Source organism: Pseudomonas sp. efr-133-TYG-103a (genome assembly GCF_030209235.1).
Lineage (GTDB): Bacteria > Pseudomonadota > Gammaproteobacteria > Pseudomonadales > Pseudomonadaceae > Aquipseudomonas.
Genome location: NZ_JARVSK010000017.1, coordinates 55,945 through 82,295 on the forward strand (window position 1 = coordinate 55,945; position 26,351 = coordinate 82,295).

22 protein-coding genes are annotated in these 26,351 nt (G+C 62.4%); 6 read left to right on the forward strand and 16 right to left on the reverse strand.

Going from position 1 to position 26,351, the window contains the following annotated elements; genetic code table 11:
• Positions 1-5: 5 nt before the first annotated feature.
• The 6 genes from rbsK to QRN36_RS15555 all read right to left on the reverse strand — a co-directional run bounded on the left by rbsK (position 6) and on the right by QRN36_RS15555 (position 6,587).
• On the reverse strand, positions 6-923 hold the full coding sequence (gene rbsK / locus QRN36_RS15530; RefSeq protein ID WP_285424862.1) for a ribokinase: 918 nt from the start codon (positions 921-923) through the stop codon (positions 6-8).
• 36 nt (positions 924-959) lie between these two features.
• Complete coding sequence (locus QRN36_RS15535; protein ID WP_285424863.1) at positions 960-1,982, reverse strand: LacI family DNA-binding transcriptional regulator; 1,023 nt, start codon at positions 1,980-1,982, stop codon at positions 960-962.
• Position 1,983: 1 nt separating this feature from the next.
• Positions 1,984-2,979, reverse strand: a complete 996-nt coding sequence (locus QRN36_RS15540; protein WP_285424864.1) for an ABC transporter permease — start codon at positions 2,977-2,979, stop codon at positions 1,984-1,986.
• The gene (locus tag QRN36_RS15545; protein WP_285424865.1) at positions 2,979-4,529 is read right to left on the reverse strand and encodes a sugar ABC transporter ATP-binding protein; all 1,551 of its coding nucleotides are present in this window, start codon (positions 4,527-4,529) and stop codon (positions 2,979-2,981) included. The genes QRN36_RS15540 and QRN36_RS15545 overlap by 1 nt, the downstream gene beginning before the upstream one ends.
• 65 nt (positions 4,530-4,594) lie before the next feature.
• Complete coding sequence (locus tag QRN36_RS15550) at positions 4,595-5,554, reverse strand: sugar ABC transporter substrate-binding protein (RefSeq protein WP_285424866.1); 960 nt, start codon at positions 5,552-5,554, stop codon at positions 4,595-4,597.
• 304 nt (positions 5,555-5,858) lie between these two features.
• Positions 5,859-6,587: an SDR family oxidoreductase gene (locus QRN36_RS15555; protein WP_285424867.1), complete on the reverse strand. Its 729-nt coding sequence runs from the start codon at positions 6,585-6,587 to the stop codon at positions 5,859-5,861.
• Between the two features lie 112 nt (positions 6,588-6,699).
• Here QRN36_RS15555 and QRN36_RS15560 point away from each other — a divergent pair, with 112 nt between their 5' ends.
• On the forward strand, positions 6,700-7,599 hold the full coding sequence (locus QRN36_RS15560) for a LysR family transcriptional regulator (RefSeq protein WP_285424868.1): 900 nt from the start codon (positions 6,700-6,702) through the stop codon (positions 7,597-7,599).
• Here the strand turns inward: QRN36_RS15560 and QRN36_RS15565 are convergent.
• Positions 7,594-7,881, reverse strand: a complete 288-nt coding sequence (locus QRN36_RS15565) for a DUF6388 family protein (protein WP_285424869.1) — start codon at positions 7,879-7,881, stop codon at positions 7,594-7,596. The two genes, QRN36_RS15560 and QRN36_RS15565, sit on opposite strands and share 6 nt — an antisense overlap.
• Positions 7,882-8,081: 200 nt before the next feature.
• Between QRN36_RS15565 and QRN36_RS15570 the strand changes: the two genes are divergently transcribed.
• The 3 genes from QRN36_RS15570 (at position 8,082) to QRN36_RS15580 (ending at position 10,050) form a co-directional block, all read left to right on the forward strand.
• Positions 8,082-8,507 (forward strand): Rrf2 family transcriptional regulator, encoded by a 426-nt coding sequence (locus QRN36_RS15570; protein WP_285424870.1) that lies wholly within the window; start codon positions 8,082-8,084, stop codon positions 8,505-8,507.
• 62 nt (positions 8,508-8,569) lie between these two features.
• Positions 8,570-9,316: a glucose 1-dehydrogenase gene (locus QRN36_RS15575; protein ID WP_285424871.1), complete on the forward strand. Its 747-nt coding sequence runs from the start codon at positions 8,570-8,572 to the stop codon at positions 9,314-9,316.
• Between the two features lie 71 nt (positions 9,317-9,387).
• A complete protein-coding gene (locus QRN36_RS15580; protein WP_285424872.1) occupies positions 9,388-10,050 on the forward strand; it encodes a glutathione S-transferase family protein in 663 nt (220 codons plus the stop codon).
• Positions 10,051-10,092: 42 nt separating this feature from the next.
• On the opposite strand, the gene QRN36_RS15585 is transcribed toward QRN36_RS15580, so the two are convergent.
• The 3 genes from QRN36_RS15585 to QRN36_RS15595 all read right to left on the reverse strand — a co-directional run bounded on the left by QRN36_RS15585 (position 10,093) and on the right by QRN36_RS15595 (position 14,717).
• Complete coding sequence (locus tag QRN36_RS15585) at positions 10,093-12,444, reverse strand: FdhF/YdeP family oxidoreductase (protein WP_285424873.1); 2,352 nt, start codon at positions 12,442-12,444, stop codon at positions 10,093-10,095.
• A 43-nt stretch (positions 12,445-12,487) separates the two neighbouring features.
• Entirely contained in the window at positions 12,488-13,588 is a 1,101-nt protein-coding gene (locus tag QRN36_RS15590) for a catalase family protein (RefSeq protein ID WP_285424874.1), read from the reverse strand.
• A 271-nt stretch (positions 13,589-13,859) separates the two neighbouring features.
• Positions 13,860-14,717, reverse strand: coding sequence for an SDR family oxidoreductase (locus tag QRN36_RS15595; protein WP_285424875.1), 858 nt, complete (start codon positions 14,715-14,717; stop codon positions 13,860-13,862).
• A 280-nt stretch (positions 14,718-14,997) separates the two neighbouring features.
• Here QRN36_RS15595 and QRN36_RS15600 point away from each other — a divergent pair, with 280 nt between their 5' ends.
• Both QRN36_RS15600 and QRN36_RS15605 read left to right on the forward strand, forming a co-directional pair.
• Positions 14,998-15,813 (forward strand): alpha/beta fold hydrolase, encoded by an 816-nt coding sequence (locus QRN36_RS15600; RefSeq protein ID WP_285424876.1) that lies wholly within the window; start codon positions 14,998-15,000, stop codon positions 15,811-15,813.
• Entirely contained in the window at positions 15,803-16,972 is a 1,170-nt protein-coding gene (locus QRN36_RS15605; RefSeq protein ID WP_285424877.1) for a PAS domain-containing sensor histidine kinase, read from the forward strand. The genes QRN36_RS15600 and QRN36_RS15605 overlap by 11 nt, the downstream gene beginning before the upstream one ends.
• 27 nt (positions 16,973-16,999) lie before the next feature.
• On the opposite strand, the gene QRN36_RS15610 is transcribed toward QRN36_RS15605, so the two are convergent.
• The 6 genes from QRN36_RS15610 to QRN36_RS15635 all read right to left on the reverse strand — a co-directional run bounded on the left by QRN36_RS15610 (position 17,000) and on the right by QRN36_RS15635 (position 26,209).
• Positions 17,000-17,260 (reverse strand): DUF1652 domain-containing protein, encoded by a 261-nt coding sequence (locus QRN36_RS15610; RefSeq protein ID WP_285424878.1) that lies wholly within the window; start codon positions 17,258-17,260, stop codon positions 17,000-17,002.
• 90 nt (positions 17,261-17,350) lie between these two features.
• Complete coding sequence (gene cobF, locus QRN36_RS15615) at positions 17,351-18,133, reverse strand: precorrin-6A synthase (deacetylating) (protein ID WP_285424879.1); 783 nt, start codon at positions 18,131-18,133, stop codon at positions 17,351-17,353.
• Positions 18,134-18,263: 130 nt separating this feature from the next.
• A complete protein-coding gene (gene metE, locus QRN36_RS15620; RefSeq protein WP_285424880.1) occupies positions 18,264-20,552 on the reverse strand; it encodes a 5-methyltetrahydropteroyltriglutamate--homocysteine S-methyltransferase in 2,289 nt (762 codons plus the stop codon).
• A gap of 124 nt (positions 20,553-20,676) precedes the next feature.
• Positions 20,677-21,174: a GNAT family N-acetyltransferase gene (locus tag QRN36_RS15625; protein ID WP_285424881.1), complete on the reverse strand. Its 498-nt coding sequence runs from the start codon at positions 21,172-21,174 to the stop codon at positions 20,677-20,679.
• Positions 21,175-21,295: 121 nt separating this feature from the next.
• Positions 21,296-23,503 (reverse strand): OsmC domain/YcaO domain-containing protein, encoded by a 2,208-nt coding sequence (locus tag QRN36_RS15630; RefSeq protein ID WP_285424882.1) that lies wholly within the window; start codon positions 23,501-23,503, stop codon positions 21,296-21,298.
• 129 nt (positions 23,504-23,632) lie between these two features.
• On the reverse strand, positions 23,633-26,209 hold the full coding sequence (locus QRN36_RS15635) for a PAS domain-containing protein (protein ID WP_285424883.1): 2,577 nt from the start codon (positions 26,207-26,209) through the stop codon (positions 23,633-23,635).
• Between the last annotated feature and the right edge of the window lie 142 nt (positions 26,210-26,351).

The following is a 26,351-nucleotide window of genomic DNA, read 5'->3' on the forward strand; positions in this document are numbered from 1 at the left end:
TGGCCTTATGGCGTGTAGGCGTGGACTTCGGATGCTGCTGGAATTGAAGGCTGCGCCCCCGAACGGGTGACAGACAACGCCGCAGCGATCTGTCCGAAGCGGATGGCTTCGGATTCGGATTTGCCTTCGGCCAGCGCCGCCGCAAAGCCGCCCACGAACGTGTCGCCGGCAGCCGTCGTGTCGACAGGCTTGACCTTCGGCGCCGGGAAGTGCTCGGAGCGCGCGCTGGTCGCAAACAACGCGCCCTGCTCGCCCAGTGTCACGATGACTTTGCTCACACCGGCGGCCAGCAGGGCCGAGGCGGCGGGGTCTGCCGTCGCGACGCTGTCCACCGCAAGCCCCGTGAGCGCGGCAGCCTCGCTCTCGTTGGGAATCAGGTAATCGATCCAGGCATACCATTCGGCCGGCAACGGACCACTGGCCGGTGCAGGATTGAGGATCACGGTCTTGCCCAGTTCCCTGCCCCGCTTGAGGACGTGTCCTACCGTTTCCATCGGCACTTCCAACTGACAGACGATCACTTGGGCCTGATCCAGCAACGCGTCGAAGCTGTCGACGACCGAGGGCGTCACGTGCCCGTTGCCGCCCGCGACGATCACGATTGCGTTCTGACTGCTGTCATCGACAACGATCAGGGCCACACCGGTGGACTCACCGTCGACAGGGGTCACGGCCTGGCAGTCGATGCCCTCGCGGATCAACGCTTCGCGCAGTTGCTCGCCATAGGCGTCGTCGCCCACGCAGCCGATCATGGCGACGCTGGCGCCCAGCCTCGCGGCCGCCACGGCCTGATTCGCGCCCTTGCCACCGGGCACGGTCACGAACGACTGACCGGCGAGGGTCTCCCCTGCGCGCGGCAGACGTGGCGCGCGGGTGACCAGATCCATGTTCAGACTGCCTACTATCACTACTTTTGCTTGCATGACGTCTTTACTCTTCAATCCGGACCAGCGCCCGGCTCAACGAAATTCGGTGAATGCATTGATGGGTGGCGCGGTGGACTCACGCAACACGATGCTCGGCGCGACGATTACCTGTTCGACCGGCGAGGAGCCCGGCGTCGAGATGCGCCTGAGCAGCAGTTCGGCCGCACGCTCGCCCAGTTGCAGAATCGACTGCCCGACGGTGGTCAGCGCCGGGTACACGTACTGGCTCATCTGAATATCGTCGAAACCGATCACTGACAGATCGGCCGGTACGCGGACATTTCGCTCGGCAGCCGCACGCAACACACCGATGCCGACCATGTCGTTGGCCGCGAAGATCGCCGTAGGTCGGTCGTCCGACAGCAGTTTGCCTGCCGCCTGATAGCCGCTCGGCCCGGTGAAATCGCTTTCCACGATCCAGCGTTCAGGCACCTCGATCCCCGCTTCCTGCATGGCCCGCCGATAGCCTGCCAGACGCATCCGCGCCACGCTGGTCTCGGCCGGACCGCAGATGCAGGCGACATGCCGATGGCCCAGCGACAGCAGGTGCGATGTCGCCAGATACGCGCCCAGCTCATGATCGATGCGCACCAGATCCGCGGTGACGTTCTCCAGATCGCGGTCGACGATGACCATCGGCGTTCGGACCATTGACAGCCCTTCGACCAGACTGTCGCCGCCGCCCACCGATGACACGATCAGGCCATCCACGCGTTTTTCCAGCAAAACCCGCAGGTAATTGCGCTGCTTGTCGGGGTTATCGTCGGAGTTACAGAGGATCACGCAGAAGCCGTTGCGCTCGCAGTAATCCTCGATCCCCCGCGCCAGTTCGGCAAAATACGGGTTGATACCGTTGGGAATCAGCAGCCCGATGGTCGCCGTCGCCTTGGCCTTGAGCGAACGGGCAACGGCGCTGGGGACGTAATTCAGCTGTTCGATGGCCGCTTCGACTTTCTTGCGCACCTCGTCACTTACTGGCCGGGTTCTGTTCAGAACATGGGACACCGTGGTGTAGGAAATGCCGGCAATGGCCGCTACATCCTTGATGGTGGCCATATCAGCCGCGCCGCCGCGCGCGGTTGCTGCGGTAGGTGTCGAGCACGACCGCGACGACGATCACTGCACCTGTGATGATGCGTTTGGTTGGCTCGGTGGCGCCAATCTGTGCGAGCCCCGCGGCCAGCACCGAGATGATCAGGACCCCGAAGAACGTGCTGATCACCGAACCGCGCCCGCCCATCAGGCTGGTGCCGCCGATGACCACCGCCGCAATGACTTGCAGCTCCAGCCCGGAACCTGCGTTGGGATCGGCCGCCTCCAGTCGGGATATCTGGAACAGCGCGGCAACACCGGCCAGCAGACCCATCAGGGAAAAGACCAGAATTTTGTAAGGCTTGGGATTGATGCCTGCCAGACGCACGGCTTCTTCGTTGGTGCCGATGCCGATCAGGTAGCGACCGAACACCGTGCGCGTCAGTACGGCCTGAGCCGCGAAGATGACGATCAGCGCAATCACGAACGACGGCGAGATGCCGAACGCGAACGGGTTGGACAGCCAGGCAAACGAGTCGCCGATGTACGCGGTGCGCGAGTCGGTCAGCTGATACGCCACGCCGCGAGCCATTTCCAGCACGCCGAGCGAGACGATGAATGAAGGAATCCGCCAGGCAACCGTGATCGAGCCGGTCAAGGTGCCCGCCGCAGTAGCGCAGGCCATGCCCAGCAATGCCGAGGGCAGCACGCCCCAGCCCCAGCCGAGCATCGCAACGCTGACCGCCGATGCAGCCAAAGCCAGCACCGACCCCACCGACAGGTCGATGCCGCCGATGATCAGGATAAAGGTCATGCCCACCGCCAGGACCATCAGATCGGGAATCTGGTTGGCCAGCGTGCTGAAGGTTTCGTAGGACAGAAAGTGATCGCTGAGCAACGAGAACAGCACGATCATCGCCAGCAGTGCGCCCGCCAGACCCAGGTAGGTGCCCAGGCCGAAATAGTTACCGCTGCGCTTGCCTGGCGATGGCAATGCGGCTGAAGGAGTGGAGGTTTTCATCAGTCGATCCTGGGCGCGGCTTCGGAGAGCAGCGCATCACGTTTTTGATAGCCCGCGAAGGCAGCGGCAAGCAATTCGTCCTGCGTCCAGCTGTCGCGTTCGAAGGTGTCGATCAGGCGCCCGGCGGACAACACGCCTATGCGGTCGCAGATCAGCATCAGTTCGCGCAGGTCGCTGGACACCACGACCAGCGCCCGGCCCTGACGGGTCAGTTCGCCGAGCAAGGCGTAGATGTCGAATTTGGCGCCGACGTCGATGCCGCGGGTCGGCTCATCGAACAGCATCACCTGGCAGTCCCGCTCCAGCCAGCGGCCGATGACCACCTTCTGCTGATTGCCGCCCGACAATTCAGACACCAGCTGCGTCGGACTCGAACTGCGGATGCGCATCGCGTCCACCTGACGTCTGGCCAGCGCCATTTCGGCACCGCCATTGACCAGGCCTGCGCTCGAAATCGCCTCCATGTTGCCCAGCGCGATGTTGGCGCTGATCGATTGCGAGAGCAGCAGCCCTTCGCCCTTGCGGTCCTCAGTGATCAAGGCGATGCCATGGCTGACGGCGTCGACCGGGGAATTGACGCGCACGCGGCGCAGCGGGCTGCCGACTTCGATGGAGCCGCTGTCGGCTGTATCGGCGCCGTAGATCAGCCGCAGCAACTCGGTCCGACCCGCGCCGATCAGGCCGGAGATGCCGAAGATCTCCCCGGCGCGCACCTGGAACGACACGTCCCGGACCTTGTCGGCCCGGCTCAGCCCCTTCACCGACAGGGCGACCTGGCCGATGGTGCGCTGGCCCAGATCGATGTGCTCGCCAAGCTCGCGCCCCACCATCAGCGTCACCAACTGCTCGCTGTTGTAATGGGCCATTGCGTCGACGCACACCAGCTTGCCGTCACGCAGCACAGCAATGCGCTGCGCCACGCGGGCGAGTTCTTCCAGTCGATGGGAGATATAAATGATGGACACGCCACGTGCCTGCAGGCGAGTGATCTGCTCGAAGAGCATCTCCACCTCGCGTGCGGTCAGCATGGCGGTCGGCTCGTCGAGAATCAGGACGTGACAATCACCGATAAGGTTGCGGGCGATTTCGACCATTTGCTGATGACCGATCCCCAACTCGCCCACCAGGGTGTCAGGGTCGATGGCTTCCAGGCCGACCTGGGCCATGGCCTTGATCGAATCCTCACGCAATTGACGACGATTGATGAACCCGGCGCGACTGGGCAGGTTATCGAGAAACAGGTTCTCGGCGACCGACAGCGTCGGCAGCAGATTCAATTCCTGCATGACCATGCGCACCCCGAGCTTTTCTGCCTGGGTGCGACTGGCGGGCTGATACGGCTGCCCTTGAAACTGCATCTGGCCGGTGGTCGGCGTGACCAGACCGCCGATGATTTTGGACAGGGTACTTTTGCCTGCGCCGTTCTCGCCGGTCAGGGCCAACACTTCCCCGCGCATCAGCGTCAGGTCGATGTCACCAAGCACAGGCTGGGCGTAGGTTTTGCCGATACCACTGACAGAGAGAACAGCGGCCTGAGCAGACGCTGACATAACGATCTCCACGCGCCTGCCCTCGCGGACAGGCGGTATTTACGGATAGATGAAGCCAGCCTGACTTACTGAGGCTTGGTAACCAGTTCGACCGGAGTTTCGATCACGCCGTCCTTGATGTCGAGCTTGTCGCCCTTGATCATCTTCAGCGCCGTATCGATGCCGAATACCGCCTGACGCGCAGCGAACTGATCGGCCGTTGCCAGCACCCGTCCATCCTTGAGCATCGGTTTGATGGCATTGATGTTGTCGTAGCCTACGACCTGCACCTTGCCAGCCTTGCCGGCGGCGCGAACGGCCGAGACCGCACCCAGCGCCATGCTGTCGTTACCGGCCAGCAGCGCTTTGAGGTTCGGGTATTCGTTGAGCATGGCGGAGGCCACCGCATTGCCCTTGTCGATTTCCCAGTTACCCGACTGCGTGGAGACGATCTTCATCTGCGCGGCGTCCATCGCATCCTTGAAACCGGCGGTGCGTTGCTGCGCATTGGTGGTGGTCGGCACGCCTTCGATGATGCCCACCTGATCGCCCGCGGTCAGCTGCTTGGCCAGGTAATCGCCCACCAACTTCGCGCCCTTGCGGTTGTTCGGGCCTACGAACGGCACTTCGATGTTCTTGCTTTTCAGCACGTCGGCGTCGAGCTGGTTGTCGATGTTGACGACCTTGATGCCGGCGTCCATCGCCTTCTTGATCACCGATGCCAGCGCCTTGGAATCGGCGGGCGCGATGACCAGTGCATCGACTTTCTTGACGATCATCTGGTTGACGATGTCGATCTGCGCGGCAGTGTCGGACTCGTTCTTGATGCCGTTGGAGATCAGATCGAAATCAGCGGAATGGTCTTTCTGATAGGCCTTGGCGCCGTCTTCCATGGTCAGGAAGAATTCGTTGGCCAACGATTTCATCACCAGCGCGACGGTCGGCTTTTTCGCGTCGTCAGCATAGGCGGATGAGAGCGGCAGGGTTACAGCGGAAGCGGTGAGCATGGCAACAGCAAGAAGACGTGCAGCGAATGGCAGCTTCATGGAATCACTCCGACATTATGATTATTGTATCGGCAGCGAATGCGCGTCGAGCAGACCGGAGTCGACTCAATCGCAAACGTTTGCGTGAGTGAAACTATGAGAATCGTTGCAACGTTTGTCAACTGGGTCACGACGTTTTGTTGCGCTTTCAGAAACGTACTACATAACTGCGAGCCAGGCCGAATGTGCGCAGTCCCTGAAGCTTCGCTCAGAGCGTGGCCAGTTGGCCCCGCTCTGCAGACCTGTGCCCTGCCCGCCCCCGAGGCATCGGCTTGGTGATCGTGAATGTGTGTGTGCCCATGCATCAATGAGCCGCGCGTGTCGGGCGTACGACGATTTCATTCACGTCGACGTCTTCCGGCTGCTCGAGGGCGTAGCGCACCGCACGTCCGATCGCGTCCGGCTGCAACGCGATGGCCCGGTAACTGGCCATGGCCGAGCTCGCCGTGGCATCGGTAATGGTCGAGGCCAATTCGCTCTCGACCACTCCCGGATGAATGCACGTGACACGGATGTCCGGGCGTTCCTGACGCAGACCATCGGAAATGGCCCGCACGGCGAACTTGGTCGCACAGTAAACGGCCGCCGTGGGTGAAACGGCCAGCGCGCCGATCGAGGCGATGTTGATCACATGCCCGGCGCCGCGCTCGACGAATTCGGGCAGCACCGCGGCAATGCCGTGCAGCACACCCTTTATGTTCACGTCGACCATGCTGTTCCACTCATCGGTTTTCATCGACGCCATGGGCGACAGCGGCATGATCCCGGCGTTGTTGATGATCACATCCACGCGGCCCCAACGCTCGCGCGCGGCGTCGGCAAACGCGGCCACATCGGCCTGGTCGGTCACGTCCAGACGGCGCCACTGGGCGTTTCCGCCAGCGGCGTTGATCTGTTCGGCGATGACTTCCAGGCGCTCGGTCCGGCGCGCACCCAGCATCAGGGTGGCGCCCGCCGTGCCGAGTTCGCGGGCAATGCCCTCGCCGATGCCGCTGGACGCTCCGGTGATCAGAATGACTTTATCAATGCTCATGTTCAGTACTCGTGCAGTGGACTTGACTGACACGTTAACCGCGGGGCATTGTCGCGATAAGACCCTTGAAACTGACTGAATTGGTTAGCAAGACTTACCAGTGAGACCTGCGATGGACATCGACCTCAACCTGCTGAAAGTATTCGAAGCCGTGGCCCAGCTGCATAATTTTCGTGCGGCCGCCGACCGTCTGGATGTCAGCCGCTCAGCCGTCAGTCAGAGCATTCGCAGGCTGGAGGACACGCTGGGCGTCTCCCTCGTCCAGCGCTCAACGCGCAATGTGCGGCTGACCGAAGCCGGAGAACAGCTGTATCGACAGACCGCTCAGGCGTTGGCTGCTCTGACCGGCGCACTGGACACGGCGGCGATCAAGGGCCCGCCGAGAGGTCTGCTGCGCATTGCCGTGACCTCGATCGCCGAGCGTTTTCTGGACGGCCCGCTGATCGCAGGTTTCGTGGAGGCATACCCCGGCGTGACCCTGGATGTCACGGTGACCGATGAAGCATTCGATATCGTCGAGCGCGGCTTCGATGCGGGCGTGCGACTGGGAGAGGTGATCGAGCAAGACATGATCGCCGTGCCGGTGACCGATGAGCAGCGGGAGGTGGCGGTTGCGACGCCGGATTATCTGGCGCGCCATGGCACGCCGGTGCATCCCCGCGACCTGACCGGGCATCGCTGCATCGGCTGGCGCCCTGCCCCGGGAGTTGCGCCGTATCGCTGGGAGTTCAGTGAGCAAGGCCGCGCATTCGATGTCGCCGTGGCGCCGCAAATCACCACCAACGATATGTTGTTGATGGTGCGCACCGCGCTCGCGGGCGGCGGAATCACTTTCGGCATCGAAGACACCTTCCGGCCCTACATCGAGCGCGGCGAGTTGGTCACGGTGCTGGATGATTACCTGGCACCGTTCCCCGGTTTCTTCCTGTATTACCCCAACCGCCACAATCTGGCGCCGAAACTGCGCGCGCTGATCGACCACGTCCGGGAATACAGAAACGCTCGTTTATGACGCTGCGGCCTGCAGGGCGTGAAGTTCCTGACGGCGTTCCTGGCGCATCGCTTCAAGCTCCTTTGGCGTTTTGGCAAGGAAGCGCAGGGCGAAATCGTAAGGATTGGTGCCCTGCTCATCGACGGCGCGCAGGTACGCCGATTGCGCATGCTGAACGCGGCGCTCTTCGACGAACAGACCGCCAGGATGACGGCTGAGGCTGGCCAGTTCCCGCTGCAGCTGGGCGTTGCGATTGATGAAGATCTCGAGCGCCTTGGCTACGCGGTGATCCGTGAACGGCATGGTGTCACTCCTTGAAAATGGCAATCTGGATCCATTATCGGCAGACTTCGCCATAAGTGAGGTGCAGTTCGTCGGCAAATAGCGGTACAGCGCGGCCATCGTCCAGACATCGGCGTCTTTGTCTCTCACTTTTCCCCGCTGTTCATTGCCTGCGGCTGAAATGAGTTGACAGACTTTATTATGCTAATTACCGTCACATTATGTCTCAGACCAATGTTCAGTTCTCCGTCGCGCTGCATGCGATGACCTCCCTCGGTGTGCTTTACGGCAAATCGATACGGTCAAGCGATCTTGCGGGCAGCATCAATGCTGACCCCAGTTTCGTGCGCCGCGTGATTTCCAAGCTGGCCAAGGCCGGTCTGGTGAGTACGACACGGGGCAAGTCCGGCGCGTGCACGCTTGCCCGCCTGCCGGCAGAGATCACCTTGCTCGACATCTACAACGCGAGCGAGGCGCCTAAAGCGTTCACGGTGCATTGCTACCCGGTCACCGAAGGCTGTCATGTCAGCAGGAACATCAAAGGGTGCCTGGGCACCGTGCTGCAACGCGCGCAGGACGCGTTCGAGTTGGGTTTGAAGCAGCAGACGCTGGCGAATGTGATCGATGCGGTAGAAAACGTGACGTGATTTTTTTTGCGCTAAATTGTTGTTTTTGAAAACACATTAATCAACGCTTAACGAGGTGGATCATGGCAAAGCTCGAAGGAAAAGTAGCACTCGTCACCGGCGCGTCCAAAGGCATCGGTGCAGCCATCGCCAAGGCACTCGCCGCCGAAGGCGCCGCAGTGGTGGTCACGTATGCCAGCAGCCAATCGGCGGCGGAACAGGTGGTCGCCGCCATCAGGCAGGCCGGTGGCCGGGCCGCGCTGGTGGGCGGTGACGTCACCAAAGCGGCTGACGCCGAAAAGTTCGCCCAGACCGCCATCGATGAGTTCGGCCGGCTGGACATTCTGGTCAATAACTCCGGCGTGTATGCCTTCGGCGCCATCGAAGAGATCGCCGAAGAGGAGTTCCACCGTCAGTTCAACACCAACGTGCTGGGCCTGTTGCTGGTCACACAAGCGGCGTCCAGGCATCTGAGCGATGGCGCGAGCGTGATCAACATCAGTTCGAGCATCACCACGCTTCTGCCGCCGGCGACGGCGATTTACAGCGGCACCAAAGGCGCAGTGGACGCCATCACCGGGGTACTGGCCAAAGAACTGGCGCCGAGAAAGATCCGGGTCAATGCAATCAAACCGGGCTATACCGAAACCGAAGGCACTCACAGCGGCGGCATCACCGGATCGGACATGGAGAAAAACCTGGTGGCCATGACGCCGCTGGGACGCGCCGGTCAGCCGGATGACATCGCCGACGTGGCGGTCTTCCTGGCGTCCGATGATTCGCGCTGGATCACCGGCGAGCACCTGACAGTCTCCGGCGGCCTGAGCTGAGGTCTGCGTAACCGTGCGGGCCAGGCAGCCCCGCCTGACCCGTCAACTTCCTTTCTTTCGACTGGACACTTATGGCACACGAATTCTACTGGATCAGCGGCAGCCCGAACGCGTGGCGGGCCAAGCTTGCGATGGACTACAAAGGCGTCGATTACGTCTCCAGACGTCTCGATTCCGGCAAGCAGGAAAACAAGACGCCAGCGTTCCTGGCGCTGAATCCGCGCGGCAAGGTGCCGGTGCTCAAGAGCGGTGATGTGGTGATTCAGGAGTCCATCGCGATCATGGCGTTCATCGAGCGCGAGCACCCGACTCCACCCTTGTTCGGCACGACCGCTGCAGAGACCGGGCTGATCTGGCAACGCATCTTCGAGTTCGTGAACTACACCCGCGACAGCATCGACGGGCTCGCCCGGGCGATCTTCAGCGGACAGGCTGGCAGCGCCCCTGACGCGGTTCGTGAGTCGGCGAAAAACACTCACGGCTCACTGGCGTGGATGGAGTCGGCGCTTGCGCAGACGGATTATCTGGCGGGTAACGCCGTCAGCGCGGCAGATATCGCCGCACTGCCGAATCTGGAGTTGCTGGCACGCATTGGCAAGCGGGAAGAAGCCACCACGCTGGCGCTGGGTTTCGATGATCTAAACGGCACGTTCCCCGCCATCGCGGCATGGCTGACGCGCCTGCGTGGCATTCCCGGTTATGACGCTGCCTACCCGCCGCACTGGCGCACATGAGCCGCGACGCCGGGCGTCCTTCGCCCGGCGATCGCAGCGTCACTAACGCACCTGATCGGACTCGGGCAACGCGCGTTTGAGCGCCTGCGCATCGGGTTGCGCGCGACTCAGCCTGATAGGCACCGATTTCGCCGCTGGCACCTTGCTCCGCTCGGCATGGTGCCAGAGCGGCACCAGCGGATTGCACTCGGGATAATAGGCCGCCGCACAGCCTTGCGGAATGTCATAGGCAATGATCTGCATGGGACCCGCTTCGCGACGGACTTCGGGCTCTATCGCCGTGCGCAACGTGACCCAGTCGCCTGCAGCAAAACCCAGCCGCACGATGTCATTGCGGTTCATGAACACCACGCTGCGCGTGCCCTGCACGCCACGGAAGCGGTCGTCATAGCCATACACGGTCGTGTTGAATTGATCGTTGCTGCGCAGGGTCATCAACTGAAGCACGTCACGCGCGCCCCGCAGAGAGACATCGTCGTCCTCGTCCAGACTGCGCGGCGAGATAAACCGCGCCCTGCCCGTTTCGGTCTTCCATTGGCGCTGATTGACGGGAAGCGGCCGGTGAAATCCTCCCGGCGCCCACATGCGCGATTCCATGTCATGGAAAATCTCGGGGTACACCTGGCTGATCGCCAGCCGGATCTTCGCGTAGTCCCGTCGCCAGTCCTCCCATGGGATCCGCTCGTTGCCGGACAGCGTCGCCTGGGCGATTCCCGCGATGATCGCGACTTCGGCACGCAGCTGCTCGCCGGCCGGTTCGCTTCTGCCCTGCCAGGCATGCACGCAACCGGTGCTGTCTTCGGTGCTGTAAACCTGCGTGACGCCGTCCTGCACATCCTGCTCGATACGCCCCAGGCATGGCAGCAGCCAGGCGTGTTGACCGGGCAACAGGTGGCTGCGGTTGAGCTTGGTCGCGACCTGTACGTTCAGCGTCAATTGCGACCAGGCCGGCTCGATGCGATCGGTATCAGGCACGGCGCGCAGAAAATTGCCACCCAGCCCGATGAAGCCTTTCACGCTGCCGTCCAGAATGCCCTCGCAGGTGTCCACGGTCGCTCGGCCCTTGTGCTGCGGTACCTTGAAGTTGAACAGCGATTCGATCTTTTCCACCGGCACTTTCGCCGGGTCTTCCGTGATGCCCACCGTGCGTTGGCCCTGCACGTTGGAATGGCCGCGCACCGGGCAGATCCCGGCACCGGTCTTGCCCATGTTGCCGCGCATGAGCAGGAAATTGACCAGCATCTGCACGTTCTCCACGCCATGTCGATGCTGGGTCATGCCCATCCCGTAGATGACCATGACCCGCTCGTGCCGCGCGTACACCGTTGCGGCGGCTTCCAGCGCGCCACGACTGAGCCCCGAACGCGCTTCGAGTTCAGGCCAGCCGTGGCGATCGACCTCGGCGACGAACGCTGCGAAACCATCGGTGTGTTCGTTGATGAACCCATGATCGAGCAGCGAAGCTTGCCCGTTGGCCAGCGCCGTCCGGTCCATTTCCAGCAGTGCCTTGGCCATGCCCGTGATTGCCGCCGTGTCGCCGCCGATGGCGACCTGGTGGTACTGAGTACTGATGACGGTGGACTCAGGCCCCAGCATTTCCCGCACTGACTGCGGGTTGACGAAGCGCTCCAACCCGCGTTCGCGAATCGGATTGAAGGTGATGATCGGCACCTGGCGCTTGCGCGCCTCCTGCAAAGGATGAAGCATGCGCGGGCTGTTGCTGCCCACGTTCTGGCCGAAGAAAAAGATGCAGTCGGTGTGCTCGAAATCGGCCAGCGTGACCGTGCCCACCGGTACGCCAATGCTCTCCTGCAGGCCCACCGAGGTGCTCTCGTGGCACATGTTCGAACTGTCCGGCAGGTTATTGGTGCCGTAGGCGCGGGCGAACAACTGGTACATGAACGACGCTTCCAGCGAGGCCCGCCCGGACGCGTAGAACACCACTTCATCCGGCGTCAGCGCGCACAACTGCTCGCCGATTTCGGCCCAGGCCTGCTCCCAGCTGGTGGTGCGATAGCGATCGGTGTCCGGGTCGTAGCGCAGCGGATGGGTCAGGCGACCATGCTGCTCCAGATCGTAATCACTCCACTGGCGTAATTCGCTGAGCGAATGCTGCTCGAAGAAGCCCGGCCCGGTGCGCAGCGAGGTCAGCTCCCAGGCCGTGGCTTTGGCGCCGTTCTCACAGAACTCCAGCGCATGGGGGTTGCCGGGCTTGGCCCAGGCGCAGCTGACGCAGGCGAAGCCTTTGGGTTTGTTCTGCCGGACCAGCGCCAGCGGTGTCTTGAACAACGCCTGTTCGCGCCAGAGGATGTTCATCACCGAGAACGCCGAACCCCAGCCCCCGGAGGCTGAGGTATAAGGCCGATAATGGGCAGCTGGATGAATGAGCGGCATCAGACGACCTCACCGGAATAACGCCGGCCGAACGCGGCCGGGCTCATGAACGCGGCTCGTGAAGGGGGCAACCGTTGTGCGTCTGGCGAAACCCCGCGGACATCTCGTAAGAAGGTTTGCGCACACGCATGACACCGCCCAGCGGACGATGCGCCTCCAGGCCGTGCCAGGGGCTGAAGGCCATGCCTTCATCGATATCACGCACGTTCTGCGCACTGAACGAGGGCTGCGGATCGACCTCGATGCGCGCCACGGTCACATAGGGGCTGAGCGCCTCGGGCCAGACCACCGAAGCATCTTCGATGGGCATTTTCTCAAGGTCGGTGGCGAGCTGGACACGCACCTCCCATGTGCCGCCGTGGGCCTGGAAATAGTCGTGCACCGCCGCACGCAGGCCGTCAAGGTTATCCCCGAAATCCACGTGCTGATCGGTCAGCGCGGTCAGTGCAGGCGAGACCGGCACCACCGCCAGCTTGGCGAAATACGGGCCATACAGAAACGGCACGACGCTGTAGAACGACTCGCCGAGAATGTGGGTCTGCGGATGGCCGCCCAGGCTTTTCAACGTGCCGCTCTCGCCGCCCATGGATTCGATGGTCGACTCCACACCCCGCAACAACGCCGACAATGCCTTCTTCAGGCCAGGCGCCTTGTCGGTGGTTTTCGCGAGCAGTTTCAGCGATTTCAGAAACGCCTTGGGCGTCGCGGACGTGAAGGCCTTGGCGTTGATCATCACGAAATCCTGCGTGACCTCGCCCTCGGCGCCCGGCAAACGGGGCCCTTCGACGCCCACGATCTTGATCGCCAGACCTCTGGGGGTCGAGACCTTGTCATCGAGTATGTCGCCGGGATTGGTGGAAAAACGCAAGACGACGGGCATCGTCACAGGCTTGGCAAACGCGCCCTGAGCCAGCTCCGGCGCCAGATCGTCAAGCACGGTGATGCGCCCGCGCAGCAGGCCATGGGCCTTGGCATGCACGCTGCGAATAGCGTGGCCGCCGTCCTTGAAAGTGGTTTCCAGAATGCCGTGAAGGGTTTCGGCCAGCTCTCTGCTGGTTTCGGCTTCGTCGTCGGGAATCTGTTCGAATGAGGGTTGAAAACGCAGCGGCACGACAGCCGTACCAGGCACGGGCAGGTCACTCATTGGGGGCATCTCCACATGGGCATGTCACATCACGGATGGTGTCGGACCCACTTTGCGGCGCTGAACGCTCTGATCGGTGGTGTCATTCAGCTGACTGCTGGCACTTCGCAGTCGTTCAAGTGCCCGCCCGGATCCGACGACAGACGGCTTGGCGCCACGCGGTCTGCCCCCACGGATGCTGTTCGCCTCGAAACGCCCACGGCATGCGACTGGATATGAAAACGGCGATCACCCGGTGGCTGGGTGATCGCCGTTGTTGCGGCAACCGGGCTCAGAGAATCGGTTTGCCGCCTGTCACGCCATAGCGCGAGCCGGATATGTAACTGGCTTCGTCAGAGGCCAGCAGCACGTAGATCGGGGCGACTTCGACGGGTTGGCCCGGTCTGCCGAGCGGCGTCTGCTTGCCGAATTCCTTGACCTGATCATCCGGCATGGTCGACACAATCAACGGCGTCCAGATCGGACCGGGCGCAACGCTGTTCACCCGAATGCCGCGCTCGGCCACCATCTGCGCAAGACCCGCCGTGAAGTTGGCAATCGCGCCCTTGGTGGCCGCGTAGGGCACCAGCGTGGCGTTAGGCATGTCCGAATTGACCGAGCTGGTGTTGATGATCGAACCGCCGGGCTTCATGTGCGGGAGCGCCGCCTTGCAGATCCTGAACATCGCGTGGACATTGACATCAAACGTTTTCACCCACTCCTCGTCGGAGATTTCCTCGAGGGTCTTGTGGGTCATCTGGAACGCCGCGTTGTTGACCAGCACGTCAATGCGACCGAACTTGCTGACCGTGTCGCTGACAATGGCCGAACACTGTTCCTTCTGCGCCAGATCCCCGGGCAGCAGGATGCATTGCCGCCCGGCCTCTTCCACCCAGCGCGCGGTTTCCTTGGCGTCTTCGTGCTCGTCCAGGTAGGAAATCGCGACATCGGCACCCTCCCGCGCGAACGCAATGGCCACGGCGCGGCCAATGCCACTGTCAGCGCCGGTGATCAACGCGATTTTGTTGGCCAGCCTGCCCGAGCCCTTATAGCTGCTCTCACCGCAATCGGGGTACGGCTCCATCTTGCTCTGATCGCCAGGCACAGTTTGCTGCTGAGCTGCAAAAGGCGGTTTTGGATAATCGGTCATGTCTGTCTTCCTGTCTCGTCGTGGGTTGAAGAGACGAATTTCGTCCACTCACGGTATGTGTCAGGAAGAACGAGGCGGACGTTCAACGAAATGTCCGGTTCGACGGATAGGCGGTGCGCGGCGTCGGGCCGAATACGCCCCCGCTGTTCCACGGGATGAAGGCGTCCGCAGCCGACAAATAGCGGCAATTAACGCGGTGCAGGCTTGCCCTTCGCGGCACGCGGCGGCAGTATCTTCGCCACCGCAGCCAGACTGGCTCTGGCTCACCGGAGAGATCGTTTTGGATCTTCAGCAGCGCAACAACGTCAACGTTCTCGGCCAGGGCCCCTCGACGCTGATTTTTTCTCACGGCTTTGGTTGCGATCAGAGCATGTGGGGCTACCTCTACGGGCGCTTCACCTCACGATTCCGAGTGGTGATCTACGACCTGGTGGGCGCGGGAAAGTCTGATCTGGGCGCCTATGACCGAGACAAGTACGACTCGCTCGCCGGATACGCTCAGGACCTCAACGAAATCATCGACCAGTACGCCGTGGGCCCGGTCATCATCGTCGCCCATTCGGTCAGCGCCATGATCGCCGCGCTGGCCGATCGCTTGCGTCCGGGCCGTATCGCCGCGCACGTGATGGTCGGGCCGTCACCCTGCTACATCGATTCGGGCGACTACGTCGGCGGTTTCCGGCGCGAGGACATCCATTCGCTGCTCGACACGCTGGACAGTAATTACCTGGGCTGGTCCAGCGCGATGGCGCCCGTGATCATGGGCGCGCCCGGCCAACCGGCGCTCAGCGAAGAGCTGACCAACAGTTTCTGCCGCACCGAACCGGACATCGCCCGGCAGTTCGCCCGCGTCACGTTCATGTCGGACAACCGCGACGACGTTGCCGGCCTCGCCACGCCGACGCTGATTCTGCAATCGACCGAAGACCTCATCGCGCCGGTGGCGGTCGGCGAATACTTGCACGCGACGCTGACCGACAGCACGCTTTGCCTGGTCGCCAACGTCGGCCATTGCCCGCACATGAGCGCACCCGCTGCCTGCGCCGCGGCAATGGACAGTTTCCTGAAGCCGTGGGCTGGCGAACATGTCGACTGATCAGGTGCCCCTGCCGGACACCGCCGTCCTGTTCGACGGCGCCGCGTGCGGTCTGGTCGTGACCGCCGCAGACGGCCGCATTCTGCGCGCCAACCAGACCTTCTGCAGCTGGGTCGGCATGACCCCGGCAGCGCTCGACGGGCGTCGTTTTCAGAGCCTGCTGACCATGGGCGGCAAGATGTTTCACCAGACACACTGGGCCCCGCTGATGCAGATGCAGGGTTCGGTCGCCGAGGTGAAGCTCGAGCTGCTGCATCAGCAGGGCCATACCGTCACCATGCTGCTCAACGGCGTCAGGCGCGAACATGCCGGCAGCGTGTTTCATGAGCTGGCGCTGTTTGTCACGGCCGACCGCGATCAGTTCGAGCGCGAGCTGATCGCCGCGCGCAAGCGTGCTGAAGAATTGCTGTGGGAGAAGACGGCCGCCGAAGCGGCGTTGCAGCAGGCCAAGGTGGAATTGAGCGTCGCCTACGAGCAATCGCAGCGCAGGGCATTGTTTGCAGAACAGATGGTCGCCATCGCCAGCCATGACCTGAAGAACCCGCTGACCGCGATAAAAATGGCTGCCGATCTGCTCGCGCGAGGTGAGCGTGACGCCCGCGGGGTCCGCTTGCTGGGGCATATCAGCCAGTCCTCCGAGCGCGCCCAGCGCATGATTGCCGACCTGCTCGACTTCGCGCTGGTCAGGGTCGGCCATGGCATCGGCATTCAGCGACGGCCGCTGGACCTGCATCGGGTGATCGGCAACAGCGTGAATGAACTGCGCGTGGCCTTCCCACAAGCCAGCCTTGTGCACCATCGCCAAGGCATGGGCGACGCGGATTTCGATGCGGATCGGATCACACAGATCGTTGGCAATCTGATCGCCAACAGCGTGGCCTATGGCGATCTGGACCAGCCAGTAGTGATCGCTTCACGGGTAGAGGATGGCGTGGCTTCGGTGTCGGTACACAACCGTGGCACGAGCATCTCGCCCGCTTCGATGGCCAGCCTGTTCGAGCCGATGACCCGAGGCAGCGAGCGCGATGACGACGTACGCAGCGTCGGCCTGGGCCTGTTCATCGTCAAAGAAATCGCCAGGGCCCATGGCGGGGACGTCAGCGCGCAGTCCAGTGACGCTGACGGCACCACCTTTTGCGTGAGTTTCCCCGCGCGCTGATGGCTTTGCAGCCCGGCGCTGTGACCACTAAGCCAGCTTTTGAGTCACCACGTTGCGACCGACCGGATGCAGCCTCAACTCGTCTTTGAGGGACGCAATAAGCGTGGCGATGGCGCGGCTGGAACCCAGCGTGCTGGTGGGAATGCCAGACGCCAGCAAATCTGCATGACCGCGATCGCGGTCGAAGATCTGAATCATCATCTGATCGTTCGCGTCGATGGTGCATTTGCATTTGGCAGGCAGAAAGCCGGATTCAACGATATGGCAGAGTTCAAGGGCAGAGATCATGGCAACATCCTTATTGATTTATGTTCTGTCGATTCCGCGTTGCGTGATCAATTCAACGAATTTCACCGGCAAGGGACGAATGGTGACCGGTTAGTCACCCTCGCCCTCCTCTGATTCGACGACCCGCCTGAGCAGATACGTGTCCATGATCCAGCCATTGGTCTGGCGGGCTTGGGCGCGAACCCGATCGATCTGGTCGGCGACATCCTTGAGGCGCCCCGCGATGAGGATCTCCTCCGGCGTTCCGACGTACGCGCCCCAGAAGATATCGAGGTTCTGATCGAGCAGTGTGTGGTAAGCGTTGCCGGCGTCGAGCATGACCACCACGCTGTCGACATCCTTCGGAAAACCTTCAGCCAGACGCCGCCCGGTGGTAATGGCGATCGACCCGCCGATGCTGTTCAGCGTCACCTTGTGCTGCGCCGCCAGTGCCTGGACGCTGGTGATGCCGGGAATGATCCGGTATTCAATCGGCTGCCGCCCGCCTTTAACGATGGCGTCGAGAATCCGCAGGGTGCTGTCGTACAGCGACGGGTCGCCCCACACCAGCAGCGCTCCGCACTGGCCCTCCTCCAGCTCATCGGCGATCAGCCGCTCGAAGGTCCGCTGCTTGTCGGCATTGAGCGCATCGACGGCCGCCCGGTAATCGCTCCCCTCGCGCTGGCGCTCCGGATTCACCGCCTCGACCACGCGATAACGTCGCTGAGTGATGTAACGCTCGCATAGGTCACGGCGCAGGCGATTCAGCGATTCCTTGTCGGGGCCTTTGTCCATCAGGAAGAACACGTCGACGCGGTTCAGCGCGTTCACCGCCTCGAGGGTGAGGTGTTCCGGATTTCCGGCGCCGATGCCGATGACGAGGATCTGTTTCATGAGCGGGTCCGCCCCGTGAGATGGGTGTCAGGTACGACCGTCAGCGTAGGCCGTCCCGACTCGGACGGACAGCGGCGCAGAAAGCCGGAGCGCGGCTGGCGTGCTCCGGCCGGGGTGTCGCCGCGCGCCGTCAGGCCAGTTCGCGGCGCAACGTGCGCGCCGCCGCAACCATGTGCACCAGCGCCGCTTCGGTTTCTGCCCAGCCGCGGGTTTTCAGGCCGCAGTCCGGGTTGACCCACAAGCGTTCGGCCGGAATCCGGCGGGCGGCCTTGCGCAGCAGAGTGATCATCTCAGACGCATCGGGAACCCGTGGCGAGTGGATGTCATAGACACCCGGACCGATCTCGTTGGGGTACGCGAAGGCTTCGAACGCGTCCAGCAGCTCCATGTCCGAGCGCGACGTCTCGATGGTAATCACGTCCGCGTCCATGGCGGCGATGGACTCGATCACGTCGTTGAATTCGCTGTAGCACATGTGCGTGTGGATCTGGGTGTGATCGCCGACACCGGACGCGCACAGGCGAAACACCTCGGTGGCCCAGTCCAGATAGGGTTGCCATTGCGCCTTGCGCAGCGGCAGGCCTTCACGGAACGCCGCTTCATCGATCTGCACGATCCGGATGCCGGCCGCTTCCAGATCCACCACTTCATCGCGGATCGCCAACGCCAGTTGCCGCGCCTGCGTTTCGCGGCTCACGTCTTCACGCGGGAAGGACCACATCAGCATGGTCACCGGGCCGGTGAGCATGCCCTTCATCACCTTGTCGGTGAGGCCCTGCGCATAGCGAATCCATTCCACGGTCATGGCCTGCGGACGGCTGAGATCGCCGACGATCACCGCCGGCTTCACGCAGCGCGAGCCATAGCTCTGCACCCAGCCAAAACGGGTAAAAGCATAGCCGTCGAGCTGCTCGGCGAAATACTCGACCATGTCGTTGCGCTCAGCCTCGCCGTGCACCAGCACATCCAGCCCCAGACGCTCCTGCACCTGGACGGCATGGCGAATTTCACTGTGCATCGCTTCGGTGTACTCGGCGTCAGTCAGCTTGCCCTGCTTCCAGGACTGCCGAGCGAGGCGAATGGCCGGCGTCTGCGGGAAAGAGCCGATGGTGGTGGTGGGAAATGCCGGCAATGCCAGCCGCGCGCGCTGCTGTTCGATCCGTCGAGCGAAAGGTGATTGACGCTGGCTGTCGCGGGCACCGATGGCCGCCACCCGGTCTTGCACTGCGGGTTTGTGAATGCGCGGCGAGACGGCGCGAGCGGCCTGTATCGCGCGGCTCTGTGCAAGTGCCGTGCTGACGCCGGGCGCGTCAGGGTCATTGAGGGCCTCGGTCAGCACCGCCACTTCCTCGCATTTCTGGACAGCGAAGGCCAGCCAGCTTTTCAGCTCCGCGTCGAGCCCGTCCTCACGCTCCACATCCACCGGACTGTGCAACAGCGAGCACGAGGGCGCGATCCACAGGCGATCGCCGAGGCGTTCATGGGCGTGGCGCAGTGTGAGCAGTATCTGTTCGAGATCGGCGCGCCAGACGTTGCGCCCGTTGACCACGCCCAGCGACAGCACCTTGTATGCCGGCAGACGGTCGAGAATGGTCGGGTATTGTTCGGGCGCTCGCACCAGATCGATGTGCAGACCGTCCACCGGTAACGTGGCGGCCAGGCCAAGGTTCTCTTCCAGACCACCGAAATAGGTGGCGATGAGTTTTTTCAGCGGGTCGCGCTGGATGATGTTGTAGGCACGCTCGAACGCATTCTTCCAGTCCTGCGGCAAGTCGAGCACCAGGATCGGCTCATCGATCTGCACCCAGTCCACGCCCAGCTCAGCCAGCCGCTGGAAGATCTGCCCGTAAACCGGCAGCAGACGCTCCAGCAGGTCGAGCTTGTCGAAATCGCCGCCCTTGGCCTTGCCCAGCCACAGATAAGTGAGCGGACCCAGAATCACCGGTTTGACGGTATGGCCCAAGGCGCGCGCTTCGGCGACCTCTTCGAACAACTGGTGCCAGCCCAACTGGAACGACTGATCGGCACTGAATTCAGGTACCAGATAGTGATAGTTGGTGTCGAACCACTTGGTCATTTCCTGCGCATGAGCCCCGCCGCAGCAACTGTCGCTGACGCCGCGCGCCATGGCGAACAGCGTCTGCAGGGTGGCCGCCCCCTGCTCTGGGCGGAAGCGCTCGGGAACCACGCCGACCATCAGCGAGTGCGTCAGCACCTGGTCGTACCAGGCAAAGTCGCCTACCGGCAACAGTTCGATACCCGCCTGCTTCTGGATCTCCCAGTGCGTCTCGCGCAACGCACGGCCGACTTCGCGAAGCCCGGCTTCGTCCAGCTCGCCTTTCCAGAATGCTTCTTGCGCTTTCTTCAGTTCGCGATCGCGACCGATGCGGGGGAACCCCAGGGAATGGGCCAAGGCCATGACAGACAACTCCAATGCGTTTGAATGGCGCCATTGTCGATACCTGCCAATGCTGAGACAAACTCATTCTGATCGTGATGACCACGAAAATTATTCATGATCATCACGTCGAGCGTCTTGCGTTTCAGCCCTCGAGTGTCATGACCATCTCGTGCCAGGCCATGCCGCCGTGGTCCGAAGGCGATGGCTTGACGTACTGATAGCCCATTCGCTGGTACAGCGGAACGTGTCGCTCCTTGCACATCAGATGAATGCTGCTCTTGCCCAGCGCGTTCATGCGCGACACGAATTCGCGCATCAGCAGCGTTGCGAAACCCTTGCCCTGCTGAGCAGGATCGACCACCACCGACATGATCACCACGTTCGGCGCGTCGGCTGAATGACCGATCAATTCTTTGAAGTCTTCGTCGGACATCACCACATCGTGGGCGCAGCCGCTGTTGATGAAACCGACGATTGCGCCCGCGTCTTCCAGGATCAGGAAGCCCTGCGGGTATTGGGCGATCCGGGTCTGGATCTTCGCCAGCGTGGCCGCTTCGTCGCCTTCGTAGGCAGTGGATTCGATCTGATAGCAACGCGCTGCGTCAGACGCTACGGCGTCGCGAAAAGTGAGGGTGGACATGGATCTGTGAACCTTGTGAAGGGGCAGGACCGCCGGGGCGCGGCGGCGCCAGGGAATCCGCCTCGTGAAAAAAAGCCAGGCAGCGCCTGGCTTCGTCGATGCAGCGCCTGTGACGCTCGCCTCAACTGGCCGAACGTGCGGCCGCACTGGCGCGCGCACTGTGCAGCTTCTTGTAGCTGTCGATCAGGCGCAGATGACGATCAAGTCCCTCCAGCTTCATGCTGGTCGGCGTCAGGCCGTAGAAGCGGACGCTGCCGTCCACCGAGCCAAGCACCGCGTCCACGCGGGCATCCCCGAACATGCGGCGCAGGTTGACCTGGTAGTCGTCCAGTTCCAGCTCATCGTCCAGTTGGATCTCAAGCACCACATTCAGCGCCTGATAAAACAGCCCGCGCTCGACCGTGTTGTCGTTGTACTGCAAGAACATCTCCACCAGTTCCTTGGCGTCGTCGAAGCGTTTCAACGCCAGGTGGATCAGCAGCTTGAGCTCCAGGATCGTCAATTGACCCCACGCCGTGTTGTCGTCGAACTCGATGCCGATCAGCGTGGTGATGTCGGTGTAATCATCCAGCTCGCTGTCTTCCAGACGCTTGCCCAGCGCTCTGAGGGCGCGATTATCCAGGCTGTGCAGGTTGAGAATGTCGGCGCGGAATGCCAGCGCCTTGTTGGTGTTATCCCAGATCAGGTCTTCGACCGGGTAGATCTCGGAATAATCAGGCACCAGAATCCGGCAGGCCGTGGCGCCCAAGTCCTCGTAGACGGCCATGTACGCCTCTTTGCCCATGTCTTCGAGAATGCCGAACAGCGTCGCCGCTTCCTCCTCGTTGGAGTTCTCGCCCTGCCCGGAGAAGTCCCACTCGACGAATTCGTAATCGCCTTTGGCGCTGAAAAAGCGCCACGACACGACGCCGCTGGAATCGATGAAATGCTCGACGAAGTTGTTCGGCTCGGTCACCGCATGGCTCTCGAACGTCGGCTGCGGCAGGTCGTTGAGGCCCTCGAAGCTGCGGCCCTGCAACAGCTCGGTCAGGCTGCGCTCCAGCGCCACTTCAAGGCTTGGGTGCGCGCCGAACGAGGCAAATACGCCGCCGGTGCGCGGGTTCATCAGGGTCACGCACATGACCGGAAACTCGCCGCCCAGCGACGCATCCTTCACCAGCACCGGGAAGCCCTGCTCCTCAAGCCCCTGAATGCCGGCGAGAATGCCCGGGTATTTAGCCAGCACGTCCTGCGGCACATCCGGCAACGCGAGCTCGCCCTCGAGAATCTCACGCTTGACCGCCCGCTCGAAGATTTCCGACAGGCACTGCACCTGCGCTTCGGCCAGCGTGTTACCGGCGCTCATGCCGTTGCTCAGGAACAGGTTTTCGATCAGGTTGGACGGAAAGTAAACCGTTTCGCCGTCCGACTGACGCACGAACGGCAGCGCACAGATGCCGCGTTCGGTGTTGCCGGAGTTGGTGTCGTACAGATGCGAGCCGCGCAGTTCGCCGTCGGGGTTGTAAATCCCCAGGCAATAGTCATCGAGAAGGTCGGCGGGCAGTTCGTCCTTGCGGCCAGGCTTGAACCAGCGCTCGTTCGGGTAATGCACGAACGCCGCCTGCGCGATGTCCTCGCCCCAGAACTGATCGTTGTAGAAGAAGTTGCAATTGAGCCGCTCGATGAACTCGCCCAGCGCCGAGGCCAGCGCGCCTTCCTTGGTCGCGCCCTTGCCGTTGGTGAAACACATCGGCGAGTGCGCGTCACGGATGTGCAGCGACCATACGTTGGGCACGATATTGCGCCACGACGCGATCTCGATCTTCATGCCCAGGCGCGCAAGAATCCCCGACATGTCGGCAATGGTCTGCTCCAGCGGCAGGTCCTTGCCGGCAATGTAGGTGCGGGTCTGCGCGTCGGAATCGAGCATCAGCAAGGCCTGGGCGTCGGCGTCCAGGTTGTCCACTTCTTCGATGACGAACTCGGGACCTGTCTGCACCACTTTCTTGACCGTGCAACGGTCGATGGAGCGCAGGATGCCCTGACGGTCTTTCGCGGAAATATCAGCGGGCAGCTCGACCTGAATCTTGAAGATCTGGTTGTAGCGATTTTCCGGATCGACAATGTTGTTTTGCGACAGGCGAATATTGTCGGTGGGAATATTGCGGGTCTCGCAGTACAGCTTCACGAAGTAAGCGGCGCACAACGCGGAAGACGCGAGGAAATAGTCGAACGGACCCGGTGCGGAGCCATCGCCCTTGTAACGGATCGGCTGATCGGCGATGACGGTGAAATCATCGAACTTGGCTTCAAGTCGAAGATTGTCGAGAAAGTTAACTTTGATTTCCATGCGGAACTACCATAAGAGCGAGCGAAACGATGGCCGCCATTATCCTGTTTTTCCGCCGGAAGTCTTGCTCGCCGGGCAAATGGTCCGAATTTGCCCCGGCCTTCGCGCGGGCAACTGCGACGCCGTTCGTTACGAAGCCGGTTCTCTGCACCGAATGGCCTGAGCGACCCTGGCGGCGATGTCTGCGCGACTGAACGGCTTGGCCAGGACCTCGAATCCATGCAGCTGCGCCGCCGTCTGCTGGGTGTAACCGGTGATGATCAGCACCGGCAACTCGGGAAGGCGGGTGCGCAACGTCATTGCCAGCTGCGCACCGTTCTGTTCGGCCATCAACTGGTCGGTCACCAGGATGTCGGGCCTGAGCCCCGCCTCGACCATGCGCAGCGCCACCGACGCCGAGCCTGCCTCGGTCACCTGATACCCCAGGTCGCGCAGCTGCAGCGCAGTGGTGTAGCGGACCAGTTCTTCATCGTCGACAAGCAGAACGTGAAAAGGCTGAGCGGCGACCGGGACCGGCTCGGCCTCGCAGGACCGTCCATCCTCCGAGCCGGCCTTCGACACCGGCAACCACACATCGACCTGAGTGCCGCTGCCCGGAGCCGATTGAATACTGAACCCGCCGCCCGATTGCAGCGCCAGCCCCTGCACCATCGACAATCCGAGACCGGTGCCTTTGCCGACGCCCTTGGTCGAATAAAACGGCTCCACGCAGCGGCGCAGCACGGCTTCGCTCATCCCGCAGCCGTCATCGGCGACGCTCAGTCGCACATAGCTTCCCGCCGCCAGGCCGTGCGCCGAAGGCTCGGCGAACGCCTGGGCGCAGGCATTGATCCGCAGGCAGCCTTGTTCGTCGATGGCATCGCGCGCATTGACCGCCAGATTGAGGATGCCCAACTCGAGCTGATGAGGATCGATGAAGACCTTAGGCAGCGCTGGCGGGATGTCCACCATGACGCGGATCATCGGCCCCAGCGAACGCTGGATCAGCTCGCGCATGTCGTTGACCAGCAGGTCCAGGGCCACGGCTTGCGGCTTCAGCGTCTGCCGGCGGGCAAAGGTAAGCAGCCTGCCGACCAGAATTCGCGCACGATCAGCCGCCTGCAACGCAGCACCGATCAACCGGCTCGAACGCTCATTGGCTTCCGGCTGGCGCCGCAGCAGTTCGAGCGAAGTCATGATGGGCGTCAGCAGGTTATTGAAGTCATGGGCGATGCCGCCGCCAAGCTGCCCGACCATCTCGGTCTTGCGCGACTCGTGCAGCAATGACAGCGCCGCCTCGCGCTCAGCGACAATCGTCGCCACCCGCTGCTCCAGACTCTCGTTGAGCTCCATCAACTGCAACTCGGCGCGCATCCGCGCACTGATGTCGACACAGACAAACAGCAGACCGCCGAGGTTACGCTGATCATCAAGCAGCGGCGTGACGTGGGTCTGCACCCAGACCGCCGAGCCATTGGCGCGTACATGATGCTGGGTGAGCTCGAACGGGACCTGTGATTTCAGAAACTCGTCCTGAAACAGAGCGCCGGTCTGCAGGGCGCTGCGGTTCTGGATATCGACGATCGAGCAGCCGAGCATGGCCTCGCGCGCCACGCCGACGATGTCGCAATAGCGATCGTTGACCTGCTGGAAAACGCCCCGATGATCGCAAAGGGCAATCCCCGCGCCCGCCTGTTCGAAGATGGCGCCCAACTGCGCGGAACTGGCGTGCAGTGCGGCCTCGGAACGCGCGTGGTTGATCCACAGCCAGCCCAGTTTGGCCGCTTCCTCGACCAGATGAATGTACGGCTCGCTCAAGATCCTGCCGCCCTCGAACTGGACGATGAATACCGCCGCCAGCCCGCCATGCCGAATCAGCGGAACGAAGATGGCCGTGTCGCCGCCCTGTTCTTCTTCGGCGTGGTTGGCGCGCGTCGATGCCCGGGCATCGTTTTCAGCCAGCACGGTCTCGCCTTGTTGCAGCAATCGAAGGGCGTCAGCAGTCAGCGTGTGTTGCCGCGACACCACGCTGACTGCGCCTCGACGAAATTCGCGGCGGATGTCGAGTACGCCCGGTTCATCGCTGACCTCACCGAAACACACGGTCGAAGCGCTGAGTTCGCGGCCCAGCCGGGTGACCAGATCGGCCTCGATCCGCTGAGGCTCACGAATCGAAGGCAGCTCGCGGCCGAGTTCGACCAGCAACGCCTGACGTCGCTCGAACAGGACCCGCTCGGTGGTCTCGGTCACCACGCACAACACGCCGCCGACCGGACTGTCTTCGTCCTCATAGACGGCAGAATAGGAAACATCGAAATACACGGTCTCACCGCGACCGTGCCGCTCGATATAGAACGGTCGGTCCTTCGCGGAAAACGTCTGACCGGTGTCCCGCACGCCGCGCAGCAGCGGCTCCAGATCATCCCAAAGCTCGCGCCAGTTCTCGACTGCAGGCCGGCCGAGCGCACGCGGGTGCTTGTCGCCGATGCTCGGCGCATACGCGTCGTTGTACAGCGCGACGAACTCCGGCCCCCAGAACAGAACGATCTGCGCCTGAACAGGAAGAATCGTGCCCATCAACGATTTCAGGCTGGCCGACCATTCCTGCGGAGCGCCCAGAGGCGAACCGTCCATCTGGCCTGACTGAAGCAATGCGCCGACGTTTCCGCCGTTGGAGAGAAACCGCAGAGGGGCTGCGCTGAGCGCGGTCGTCGGTGGGTATTCCATGGTGCAAGCCTGACAAAAAATGGATCCGGTTTTTTCGCTGCCAAGTTAGAGCAACGTCCATGCGCGGATGTTCCTTGCCTGAGATCACCTCGTCAGCGTCAGTCGTCCCCTCGCCCCGGCCAGTGCTCTGCCAAGTACGAGG